Origin of the sequence: Streptomyces microflavus (assembly GCF_014650075.1) — a bacterium.
Lineage (GTDB): Bacteria > Actinomycetota > Actinomycetes > Streptomycetales > Streptomycetaceae > Streptomyces > Streptomyces microflavus.
The window spans coordinates 894931-906398 of record NZ_BMUG01000001.1; the positions used below are offsets into that span (position 1 = coordinate 894931).

The window sequence follows — 11468 nt, forward strand, 5'->3', positions numbered from 1 at the left end:
ACCCGAACGGAGGACCGTGCGGAAGCTCGTGGCGCGGTTGCCGGCCGGCCGCGCGGAGGTCGTACGGTCAGCGAGATCGCAGGCCCCCGGGGCGGGATTCCGGGCACTACCTGGCAGTAGGGTCGGCCCATGACTACACAGGACAGCGGCAGCGCGCCCAAGCCCCCCGCCAAGGACCCCTGGGACCTCCCCGACGTCTCCGCCCTGAGCGTCGGCGTACTCGGCGGCACCGGCCCGCAGGGCCGCGGCCTCGCCTACCGGCTCGCCCGCGCCGGGCAGCGGGTCACCCTCGGCTCCCGGGACGCCGGACGGGCCGCCGAGGCGGCCGCCGAGCTCGGCCACGGGGTCGAGGGCGCGGACAACGCGGAGTGCGCCCGGCGCAGCGACATCGTGATCGTCGCCGTGCCGTGGGACGGCCACGCCAAGACCCTGGAGTCCCTGCGCGAGGAGCTCGCCGGCAAGCTCGTCATCGACTGCGTCAACCCGCTCGGCTTCGACAAGAAGGGCGCCTACGCCCTCAAGCCTGAGGAGGGCAGCGCCGCCGAGCAGGCCGCCGCCCTGCTGCCGGACTCCCGGGTCACCGCGGCCTTCCACCACCTCTCGGCGGTGCTGCTCCAGGACGAGTCCATCGAGGAGATCGACACCGACGTACTGGTCCTGGGCGAGGCGCGGGCCGACACGGACATCGTGCAGGCGCTGGCGGGCCGCATCCCCGGGATGCGCGGCATCTTCGCGGGCCGGCTCCGCAACGCCCACCAGGTCGAGTCGCTGGTCGCCAACCTGATCTCGGTCAACCGCCGCTACAAGGCCCACGCCGGACTGCGCACCACCGACGTCTGATCCTTCAGGTCCAGGCACGGACCGGGTCCGGGCCAGAGGTTTTTCCGGTCCAGCCACGGACCCGGCCCGGGCCAGAGGCGGGGCACAACGGGGCATGGGGGACACTGGACGGGACCGCGACCGTTCCCCGACAGGAGCCGCCCCCCATGCCCCGCCTCGCTCTCTACGCCCTCGTCGTCTGCGTCCTCGCCGTCGCGGCGGCCGTGGTCTCCTTCGTCCAGGGCAGCCTGCTCGGGATCATCTGGGTGCTGATCGCGGGGCTCTCGTCGAACATGGTCTGGTTCTACGTGCGCAAGCAGCGCATGGAGGCGGCCGCCGAGGCCAACTGAACCCTCCCCGCACCCCCCTCGTGGGCCCTGAGCCGTTCGGGTCGAGGGCCCTCCCTCGTGGGCGCGCCCCGGAGCCCGGACGCCGCCCGCGGCCGACCATGTGACGGCCTCGCCACGGCCGTGGCGCGGCCGACGAGGGAGGACCGCGTGGCAGACGCGAGGGACGACGGGTACGGATCCGGATCGACCGCACGGACGGGTGAGGGGCCCCAGGGCTTCCTGGGGGAGGTGCGCGACGCCGTCACCACCCGGTCCGCGCTCGTCATGCTCGGGGTGCTCCTGCTCCAACTGGGCTTCGCCCTCTCCTACATGGGCGCCTTCCACGCCCCCGAGCCGCACAAGGTGCCCATCACCCTCGTCGCGCCGCCCGCCGTCGAGCGGGAGATGGTGGCGCGGCTCGAAGCGCTCCCCGGCGAGCCCCTCCAGGTCACCCCGGTCGCGGACCGCGCCGAGGCCCGCGAGCGGCTGCTGGACCGGCGCACCGACGCCGCCCTCGTCGTGGACCCCGCCCGACGCACCGACACCCTGCTCGTCGCCTCGGCGGGCGGACCTTCGGCCACCACGGCGGCCACGGAGATCCTCCAGGAGGTCGCCCGGGCGCAGAACCGCACGATCCTCGTACGCGACCTCCGCGCGCCCTCGGCAGGCGACTCGCGGGGCCTGTCGTCCTTCTACCTCGTCCTCAGCTGGACGATCGGCGGCTACCTCGCCGCGTCGGCCCTGAACATGGCGGCCGGCTCGAAGAAGCCCACTCTGCGCCGCACCCTGGTCCGGCTGACGGCGATGCTCCCGTACGGCTTCGTCTCGGGCATCGGCGGCGCGATCATCGTGGGCCCGGTGCTGGACTGCCTGCCGGGCGCGTTCTGGGAGCTGGTCGGCATCGGCACCCTGGTGGTGTTCGCCTCCGGGGCCGTGGGCGTCGCCCTCCAGTCGGTGGCGGGCACGGTCGGCCTGGGCCTCACCATCCTGATCTTCACGATCCTGGGCAACCCCAGCTCCGGAGGGGTGTACCCGTCCTCGCTGCTGCCACCGTTCTGGAGCGCTATCGGACAGGCCCTGCCTCCGGGGGCCGGTACGACCGTGGTCCGCAACACCGTCTACTTCGACGGCAACGCCACCACCGGCGCCCTGTGGATCCTCGGCGCGTGGGCGTTCGGCGGGGTCGTCGTGGCGATCCTCGCAGCCGCCCTGCGCGAAGGCCGGAGGCGCCGGGGCCCCCGTACGGACACGGCCGCGGCCGCCGCCGTGTGAGGACGGCCTGCCCGCTACACCGCGCATCCCGAGTTCTGCTCGCCGAAGAACGCCTTCCAGAAGCGGTAGAGGTCGTAACCGCAGTACCGCTGGAGGTCGTCGACGCCCAGGACGCCCAGCAGTGCGTCGATCCCGTCGAAGAAGGCGATGTTCACCGCGGGGATCCACAGGATCGCGAACACCGCGATGAGCCCGAACGGCGCGATCGGCTCCACCTGGCGCCTGATCCTGTACGACAGCCAGGGCTCGATCACCCCGTAGCCGTCCAGCCCCGGGATCGGCAGGGAGTTCAGGATCGCCGCCGTCACCTGGAGCATCGCCAGGAACGCCAGCGCGTACTGGAAGGCGGGCGGGACCCCGTCGAGCGCGTCCAGCCAGAACGGGGCCGTGCACACGACCGCGAACGCCACGTTCGTCAGCGGGCCCGCCGCCGAGATGAGGCTGTGCTTCCACCGGCCGTGGATCCGGGCCCGCTCGATGTAGACCGCGCCGCCGGGCAGGCCGATCCCGCCCATGACCACGAAGAGGACCGGCAGCACGATGCTGAGGAGGGCATGCGTGTAGGCGAGTGGATTGAGTGTCAAATACCCTTTTGAGCCGACTGATGTATCGCCACTGTGCAGTGCGGTGCGGGCGTGGGCGTACTCGTGGAGACAGAGCGAGACGATCCACGCGCCGGTGACGAAGAGGAAGACCGCGAAGCCGGTGGCACCCGCGATTCCCGTCCATACGGCCCAGCCCGCGACTGCGGTGATTGCGACGATGCTGAGGAAGACGGGACTGACGCGCCACTCTGTCGCCTTGGTGCCGGTGTTCATGTGCTGAGAGTAGTGGCGGTCGTTGAAGGCCTCGTGGGTGGGACCGTTGCGACTCGGTGCTGCGGACGGCCCGGCGCTCCAGCGATTCTCCGCCTCAGGTCCTCGGGTAGACGGAGAACGTGTCCGCCTCTTTCCTCGGGGTGGCACTCCACGGTGATGCCTGCCTGTACCAGGTCGTTCGTGACGCTGCCTGGGTCCTTTCCCTGCCACTGTTCGGCGAAAGTCATTCCGGTTTCGACGTATTCCCAGCGGTCCTGTCCGTTCTCTCCGAGGGCTTGTAGTTGCTCGACTTCACTGCGCAGCCCGGCGAGTGCCTTTTCGCCTTTGGCTCGAAGGGCCTCTGAGTCGTAGATGCCGCCGGGAAGAAGCTGGGCGACGTGGTAGTTGATCGAGGCTTCGACCGCGGCGAGCCGCTCGGTCGTTTCCTTGCCCTGAATGTAGACGCGCTTGGTGACAGGCTTGTCGCCGATTGCCGAAAGGATCATTCGGGTAACCGGTCCGGTGATCTCTTCGACAGGAATGAACACGTAGCCCTTGCAAGCTGGGGAGTCTATGCGTGACAGGCAGCGAATCTTGCTCGTGATGCGTTCGGAGCCGTCCTTGCGCTTCTTCTTCGTTATGTGGAGCTGTAGATTCTTGCCGCAGCCGCCGCACTTGATCACGCCGAGGAAGGGGGTCCTTGGAGACGCGGGCTTGCTGGTGGAGACGGCAGCGGCGGCCAAAGCGCCCTGCAACTTGCCCCACATCTCCTCATCCATGATGGGGTCGGCCATTCGAACGGGCTGCCCTCGTTCGTCACGGACCAGAACCTTCCTCTGGTACTTCTTCCCCGGGACGGGCTCGTTCCGGGTCTTGAAACCGCAGAGGGCGGGAGAGGAGAGGATCTTCTTCAGCGTGACAGGGTGCCAGACGAAGTCCCGCTCAACTCTTCTCCTTCCGTAGGAGTCGGCCGGCGACGGCACGTCCCGGTTTTCGAAGTCCTTGCAGATGGCGTTGATCGACTCTCCCGCCATGACCCTGCGGGCGGCTTCTCGCACGACCGGGGCCGTGACGGGATTGACCTCCAGGTACCGCCCTTTCTCCTTCTCGTAGGTGCGATAGCCGTAGGGCGGTGATCCGCCGCCCCAGCGCGGCGTGACGAGCAGATGCTGCCGCATCGACGTGACGCGCTCGGAAGCCGCGTGGGATTCCATCTGGGCGAATGACGCGATTATGGAAGCCATGGCTTCCCCGGACGGGTGAGTGAGATCGAAAGGCTCGGTGACGGAGACAATGGCCTTGCCGCCGTGGTCCCGCGCCCAGACGATCAAGTCGTGAAGATCGCCCACCTTGCGGACCAGGCGATCCAGCCGCCACACGACGATAATGTCGAACTCGGGCGCCCGGTCTCCCAGCCACGATGAGAGCTGAGGCCGCTGCCACGGAGTGGATCGGGAAGCTGACCCGAAATCCTCCGCCATGCCGACGACCTGCCATCCGCGTTGCGAGCAGTAGGCCGCACATTCCTTGGCCTGGCGCTCCAGGCTGGTGCTCGTTTCCGTCTCCGACGACAGGCGGACGACGATGAGTGCTCTGGGCTCCCGAGGCATATCGGGAGCCTATCTACTGCATGCCTGAGAGGTCTGAGAGTTACGTAATTTACTGAGAGACCTGTCGGCAGAGCGTTGCTCGGCACCAGGGACAATGGGCCCGTGCGCTACTGCATCCTCGGCACCACCCGGGCACTCCGCGACGACGGTACGGCCGTCCCCATCGGCGGGGCGCGGCTGCGCGCCCTGCTCACCGTCCTCGCGCTGCACCCCGGGCGGACCGTCCCGGCCGGAGTGCTGGTCGGCGAGGTGTGGGACGGCGATCCGCCCGCCGACGCGGCCGGGGCGCTCCAGGCGCTGGTCGGGCGGCTGCGGCGGGCGCTGGGGCGGAGTGCCGTCGAGTCGGTGGAGAGCGGCTACCGGCTCGCCGCCCCGCCGGACGCCGTGGACCTGCACCGGTTCGAGCGGCTGGCGGGGGAGGGGAGCCGGGCCCTGGAGGAGGGGGACGCGGTCAAGGCCGTCACCGTCCTCGACGAGGCCCTGGCGCTCTGGGGCGGGGCGCCGCTCGCCGACCTCCCCGACCGTGCGGCGCCCGCCTCCCGCCTGGAGTCCCGCAGACTCGGCGCCCGGCGGGCCAGGCTCGACGCGCTGCGCCTCCTCGGGCGGGCGGACGAGGCCCTGTGGGAGCTGGCCGCGCTCTGCGCCGCCCACCCGCTCGACGAACCGCTCCAGGCCCTGCGCATCAGGGCCCTGCGGGACGCCGGACGCACGGCCGAGGCGCTGGCGGCGTACGACGAGGTCCGCACCGTACTCTCCGAACGCCTCGGCACCGACCCCGGGCCCGAACTGCGCGGCCTGTACGGAGAGCTCCTCCACCAGGAAGCCGCGCCCGCCGCCCCGCAGCCGCCCGCCCCGCACCCCGGACAGGCCCCCGAGGAGTCCCCCGTACCCGGGAAGCAGCCCACCCGGCAGGCGCCCCCGTCCGCCTCGCCGCAGCCCTCCCCGCCCGCGCCCTCCCCGCCCGCGTCCGGCAACCTCCGTGCCCGGCTCACCAGCTTCGTCGGCCGCGACCCCGACATCGCGGCCCTGCGCGAGGACCTCACCCGCACCCGGCTCGTCACCCTCCTCGGCCCCGGCGGCGCGGGCAAGACCCGGCTGTCGCAGGAGACCGCGGAGGTCGTCGCCGACGCCTGGCCCGACGGGGTCTGGCTGGCGGAGCTGGCCCCCGTGGACGACCCGGCCGCCGTGCCCGAGGCCGTCCTGAGCGCGGTCGGCGCCCGGGACACCGTGCTGCGCGGCGCCGGCGCCGAGGAGCTGCGGGCCTTCACCGAACACGGCGCGGGCGACCCCCTCGTACGGCTCACCGAGTACTGCTCCCGGCGCCGCATGCTCCTCCTGCTGGACAACTGCGAGCATGTGGTCGACGCGGCGGCCGCCCTCGCCGACCATCTGCTCACCCACTGCCCGCAGCTCACCGTCCTCGCGACCAGCCGCGAACCCCTCGGCGTACCGGGCGAGTTCGTCCGCCCCGTCGAACCGCTGCCCGACCCGATGGCCCTGCGGCTGCTCGCCGAGCGCGGGGCCGCCGCCCGCCCCGGGTTCCGCACCGACACCGACGAGGAGACCGCGGCCGCCTGCGCCGAGATCTGCCGCCGGCTGGACGGGCTGCCGCTCGCCATCGAACTGGCCGCCGCCCGGCTGCGGATGCTCACCCCCCGCCAGATCGCCGACCGGCTGGACGACCGCTTCCGCCTGCTCACCAGCGGCAGCCGGACCGTGCTGCCCCGCCAGCAGACGCTGCGCGCGGTCGTCGACTGGTCCTGGGAGCTGCTCGACGGAGCCGAACGGGCCGTACTGCGCCGCCTCTCCGTCTTCGCGGGCGGCTGCGGGATCGCCGCGGCCGAGGAGGTCTGCGCCCTGCCCGCCCCGGCCGACGGGGTCGCCGTCGGCCCCCTCGACGTCGCCGCGCTGCTCGGCTCCCTGGTCGACAAGTCGCTCGTCGTCGCCGCGCCCGGCGAGGACGCCGAGATGCGCTACCGGCTGCTGGAGACCGTCGGCGAGTACGCGGCCGAGCGGCTGGCCGAGGCGGGCGAGCGGGACGCCGTCGAGCGGCGCCACCTGGTCCACTACCGGGAGTTCGCCCGCACCACCGGGCCCAAGCTGCGCGGGGCGGGCCAGCGGCAGGCCATCGAGCTGTTCCGGCGCGAGTACGAGAACCTGCGCACCGCGCTCCGCCACGCCGTCGCCGCCGGGGAGGAGCAGGAGGGGCTCTGCCTGGTGCTCTCGCTGTCCTGGTACTGGATGATGCGCGACCTGAACGCCGACGCCCGCCAGTGGGCCGAGGCGGTGGCCGCGCTCGGCCCCGACCCCTTCGCCCCGCCCGGCGTCCGGGCCCCCTCCCTGCTGGAGCGGACCACCGACCGGCCGCCGCCGTGGGAGCCGGAGCAGGTGGCGGAGGCGCGGCGCGGGGTGGGACTGATCCAGCTGGTCAGCATGGACCACGCGATGGACGAGTGGCTGGCCCCCGAGGGGCAGGAGCGGCTCCAGGTCATCAGCCGCACCTACCGGGCCGGGCAGCCGCAGACCTGCCGTACGCCCGGTTCGCTCTGGATGTTCTCCATCCTGCTCACCGGTGAGGTCGACGAACTCCGGGCGCTGATGGACGAGACGGTCCGGGCCTCCCGGGAGTTCGGCTACGAGTGGGAGCTGGGCGCCGCGCTGGAGATGCGGGCCAAGATCCTCGCCAACCGGCCCGACTGGGCGGGCGAGGCGCTGGCCGACGCCGACGAGAGCCTGGAGATTTTCGCCCGGCTCGGCGACGACTGGGGAGCCGCCGAATCGCTCTCCTCCCGGGGCGAGGCGAACGAGCGGGCGGGCCGTCTCACCGCCGCCACCGAGGACTACCTGGCCGCGATCGAGTACGCGCGTGCGCTCGGCGCCCGCGCCCAGGTGGCGGTGTTGCGCGCGCGGTACGCCGGGGTCCTCAGCGAACTCGACCGGTTCGAGGAGGCCGAGGCCATCCTGCGCGAGATCGTCGACGGCGGCCGGTCCGCGGGCCACGAGGCGGTGCCGACCGCCCGGCTGCACCTGGGCTTCCTGCTCGGACGCCAGGGCCGCCTGGTCGAGGCGCGCGAGCAACTGGTGCTGCTGCGCAAGGAGTTCAGCTCCCGTACGGTCGGCGTCTTCGACGGATTCGTGCTCGGGATGCTGGCCTGGCTGGACAACCTCGACGGTGACCACGCCTCCGCGCTCGACACCGCCCTGACCGCGCTGGGCCGCTCCCAGGACCGGCTCTCGGCGCTGATGGCCCCGTTCATGGCGTCCATGCAGCTGATGACCATGGCCCGGGCGCTCGCCGGACTCGACGGCGAAGGAGCCCCGGGGGCCGCGGCCCGGCTGCTCGGCCTCCAGGCGGCGCTCCTGCCCCCCGAACACGTACCGACCGCCCTGGAGCGCCAGGCCCTCGCCGAGGCGGAGGAGGCGGTGCGCGCCCGCATCGGCGACGAGGCGTACACGGCGGCGTACGAAGAGGGCGGCGGCCTCACGATCGAGGAGGCCACCGCCCTGGCGGGCGCGTACCGGTGACACCTTCGGTGCCCGGCGGCGCCCAGGCCTTCCTGGCGACACCTTCGGTGCCGGGCGCTCAGGCCTTCTTGCGGAACTTGGCGACGGCCAGCGGCGCCATCACCACCGTGATCCCGGCGGCCCAGGCGAGCGTCCACCAGACGGAGTCCCCGACCGGCTTGCCCTGCATGAGGGCCCGCGCCGCGTCCGCCAGGTTGGAGAGCGGGTTGTAGTCGGTGAACGCCTGGAGCCACCCCGGCATGGTCTGCGTCGGCGCGAAGATCGAGGAACCGAACTGCAGCGGCATCAGCACGAGCATCGCCGTCCCCTGAACGGCCTGGGCCGTCTTCATGGTCAGCCCGAGCAGGATGAAGATCCACATGATGGCGGCGCCGAACGTGGCGGCCAGCGCGACCGCTCCGAGGAGCCCGAACACCGAGCCGTTCAGCTCCATGCCGAGGGCGAACCCCATGGTGAGCAGGATGAGCGTGGCGATCATCAGCCGGCCCAGCTCGACCACGATCTTGGCGATGAGCACCGAGGAGCGGGCGATCGGCATCGTCCGGAACCGGTCCATGACCCCCTTGCGGAAGTCGTCGTTGACGCCGGTGCCGACGGCCATGGCGATGTTCATGCCCATCATCGCCATGAGTCCCGGCACCAGGTAGTTCACATAGTCGTGCCGGTTCCCGCCGAGGCTGGCGCCGACCGAGCCGCCGAAGACGTACACGAAGAGCACGATGAAGACGATCGGCATCAGAAGGACGTCGAACATCGACTCCGGGTCCTTCTTGATCTGGAGCAGATTGCGCCGGGCGAGGGCCCCGATGTGGCGCAGGTTGGCCCGCAGCCCGATCCGGCCCTCCTCGGCCACCGCCGCCTTCGACGGTGCGGGGCCCGCGGATCCGGCGGGCGTGGGGGTCAGGGTTGTGGTGGTGCTGCTCATGCGGCGGCCTCCTGGGGAGCGGCGTCGGAGAAGGTGGAGGCCTTGTCGCCGGTGATCGCGAGGAAGACCTCGTCCAGGCTGGGCAGGGCGGTGGCGACATGGGCGAGGGAGAAGCCCCGGACGCCCAGCAGCCCGATGACGGCGGTCAGCTGCTCGTCGCTGAGGATGGGCACGTACAGCAGCCCCTCGTCCGGCACGGCCTGCGCCCCGGCGACCCCGTCGAGACCGGCCTCCCGGATCGCCTGGGCCATCGCGGCCAGCTCCGCCGGGTCCGAGGGCCGGATGTGCAGGGTGCGGCCGCCGACCTTGGCCTTGAGCTCGTCGACCCCGCCGCGGGCGATGATCTTCCCCTTGTCGATCACCGTCAGCTCCTTGGCGAGCTGTTCGGCCTCCTCCATGTACTGGGTGGTCAGCAGTACGGTCGCGCCCTCCGCGACCATCCGCTGCACCTCGTCCCAGACCTCGTTACGGGTCCGGGGGTCGAGCCCGGTCGTCGGCTCGTCCAGGTAGAGCACGGACGGGCTGCCGATCATCGAGGCGGCCAGGTCGAGCCGGCGGCGCATCCCGCCGGAGTACTCCATGCAGGCCCGCTTGGCCGCGTCGGTGAGCGAGAACCGCTCCAGCAGCTCGTCCGCCCGGGCCCGCGCCTGCTTGCGGGGCAGATCGAGCAGCCGCCCGATCATGTAGAGGTTCTCCCAGCCGGAGAGCTTCTCGTCGACCGAGGCGTACTGCCCGGTCAGACCTATCCGGCGGCGCAGCTCGCGGGGCTGCTTCACCACGTCGAAGCCCGCGACGACCGCGTGTCCGGCGTCGGGGGTGATCAGGGTGGAGAGGCAGCGTACGAGGGTGGTCTTGCCGGCGCCGTTGGGGCCGAGCACGCCGAGGACGGTGCCTTCGCGGACGTCGAGGTCCACGCCGTCCAGTGCCTTGGTCTCGCCGTAGTGCTTGACCAGCCCCCGTACCTCGACGGCGTTTCCGCCGTTCCTGGGGTTCCTGTCGATTCGTTCCATGTCCACCATGGGACCAGCGCCCACCGACAGCTCACCGACAGCCGGCCGATACGGCCCGATACGGCTCCCGAACGCGCGACAGCCCGCCGATGGGGGATGTCGGCGGGCTGTCGGTGGTGCGGGAAATGGCTGATGCGGGCCCCGGAGGGGCCGGTGGATCAACGGAAGGCGCGGGCCCCGGAGGGCCGGTGGATCAGTGGAAGGTGTGCTCCGGCGCGGGGAACGTACCGCCCACGACCTCCTCGGCGAACTCCTTCGCCGCGTCACCGAGCACCTTGCGCATGTTCGCGTACTGCTTGGTGAAGCGCGGCACCTTGCCGCCGGTCAGCCCGACCATGTCGGTGTAGACGAGCACCTGCGCATCGGTCCCGGCACCGGCGCCGATGCCGATGGTCGGGATGTGCAGCGTCTGGGTGACCTGGGTGGCCAGCTCCTCGGGCACCAGCTCCAGCACGACGGCGAACGCGCCCGCGTCCTGGACCGCCTTGGCGTCGCGCAGCAGCCGGTGGGCCGCCTCGTCGCCGCGGCCCTGCACCCGGTAGCCCATGGCGTTGACGGACTGCGGGGTCAGGCCGATGTGGGCCATGACCGGGATGCCCGCCTCGACCAGCAGCCGGATCTGCTCCAGGGACCGCTCGCCGCCCTCCAGCTTGACCGCGCCGACACCCGACTCCTTGATCAGCCGGGTCGCGTTGCGCAGCGCCTGGACGGGACCCTCCTGATACGAGCCGAAGGGCAGGTCCGCGACGACGAGCGCGCGCTTGGTGCCGCGTACGACGGCGGCGGAGAGGATGGCGATCTCGTCCATCGTGACCGGCACGGTGGTCTCGTAGCCGAGGTGCACGTTGCCCATCGAGTCCCCGACGAGCATGACCGGGATGCCCGCCTCGTCGAAGACGGACGCGGTCATCGCGTCGTAAGCGGTGAGCATGGGCCACTTCTCGCCGCGCTCGGTGGCGGCGGCGATGTCGTGGATCGTGATGCGGCGGGTGGACTTCCCTCCGTACAGCGCCTTGCTGCTGTCGGGGGCGGAAGCGGTGGTTCCCGCGGGGGAGGACTGGTTCTGTGCAGCCGAAAGCGACATGGCTGATGAGCTCCTTCGTCATCTCGAGGCGCCCTCACGGCGTCCCCGGATCCCTTCCATGGTGGCATCCCGCCCGGGCAAACGGGAAGTGGGCCCG

The 11468-nt window shown here is 71.6% G+C and carries 9 protein-coding genes; 4 read left to right on the plus strand and 5 right to left on the minus strand.

Features of this window, described 5'->3' with window-relative positions; genetic code table 11:
• Nucleotides 1-129 precede the first annotated feature (129 nt).
• From npdG to IE264_RS03925, 3 genes are all read left to right on the plus strand, one after another.
• Nucleotides 130-840 (plus strand): NADPH-dependent F420 reductase, encoded by a 711-nt coding sequence (npdG, locus tag IE264_RS03915; RefSeq protein ID WP_015608175.1) that lies wholly within the window; start codon nt 130-132, stop codon nt 838-840.
• A gap of 146 nt (nt 841-986) precedes the next feature.
• Complete coding sequence (locus tag IE264_RS03920; protein ID WP_015608174.1) at nt 987-1169, plus strand: hypothetical protein; 183 nt, start codon at nt 987-989, stop codon at nt 1167-1169.
• Nucleotides 1170-1316: 147 nt separating this feature from the next.
• Nucleotides 1317-2420: an ABC transporter permease gene (locus IE264_RS03925; RefSeq protein ID WP_190167572.1), complete on the plus strand. Its 1104-nt coding sequence runs from the start codon at nt 1317-1319 to the stop codon at nt 2418-2420.
• A 14-nt stretch (nt 2421-2434) separates the two neighbouring features.
• On the opposite strand, the gene IE264_RS03930 is transcribed toward IE264_RS03925, so the two are convergent.
• Nucleotides 2435-3238 (minus strand): site-2 protease family protein, encoded by an 804-nt coding sequence (locus tag IE264_RS03930; protein WP_032752995.1) that lies wholly within the window; start codon nt 3236-3238, stop codon nt 2435-2437.
• Nucleotides 3235-4827: a recombinase family protein gene (locus IE264_RS03935; protein WP_063605703.1), complete on the minus strand. Its 1593-nt coding sequence runs from the start codon at nt 4825-4827 to the stop codon at nt 3235-3237. The genes IE264_RS03930 and IE264_RS03935 overlap by 4 nt, the downstream gene beginning before the upstream one ends.
• 102 nt (nt 4828-4929) lie before the next feature.
• Here IE264_RS03935 and IE264_RS03940 point away from each other — a divergent pair, with 102 nt between their 5' ends.
• Nucleotides 4930-8352 (plus strand): AfsR/SARP family transcriptional regulator, encoded by a 3423-nt coding sequence (locus IE264_RS03940; RefSeq protein WP_032752994.1) that lies wholly within the window; start codon nt 4930-4932, stop codon nt 8350-8352.
• Nucleotides 8353-8410: 58 nt separating this feature from the next.
• Here the strand turns inward: IE264_RS03940 and IE264_RS03945 are convergent, their stop codons facing one another.
• From IE264_RS03945 to panB, 3 genes are all read right to left on the minus strand, one after another.
• On the minus strand, nt 8411-9277 hold the full coding sequence (locus IE264_RS03945) for an ABC transporter permease (protein ID WP_032752993.1): 867 nt from the start codon (nt 9275-9277) through the stop codon (nt 8411-8413).
• A complete protein-coding gene (locus IE264_RS03950) occupies nt 9274-10296 on the minus strand; it encodes an ATP-binding cassette domain-containing protein (protein ID WP_032752992.1) in 1023 nt (340 codons plus the stop codon). Before IE264_RS03950 ends, IE264_RS03945 begins: the two co-directional genes overlap by 4 nt.
• A gap of 184 nt (nt 10297-10480) precedes the next feature.
• Nucleotides 10481-11371, minus strand: coding sequence for a 3-methyl-2-oxobutanoate hydroxymethyltransferase (gene panB, locus IE264_RS03955; RefSeq protein WP_015608168.1), 891 nt, complete (start codon nt 11369-11371; stop codon nt 10481-10483).
• Nucleotides 11372-11468 lie beyond the last annotated feature (97 nt).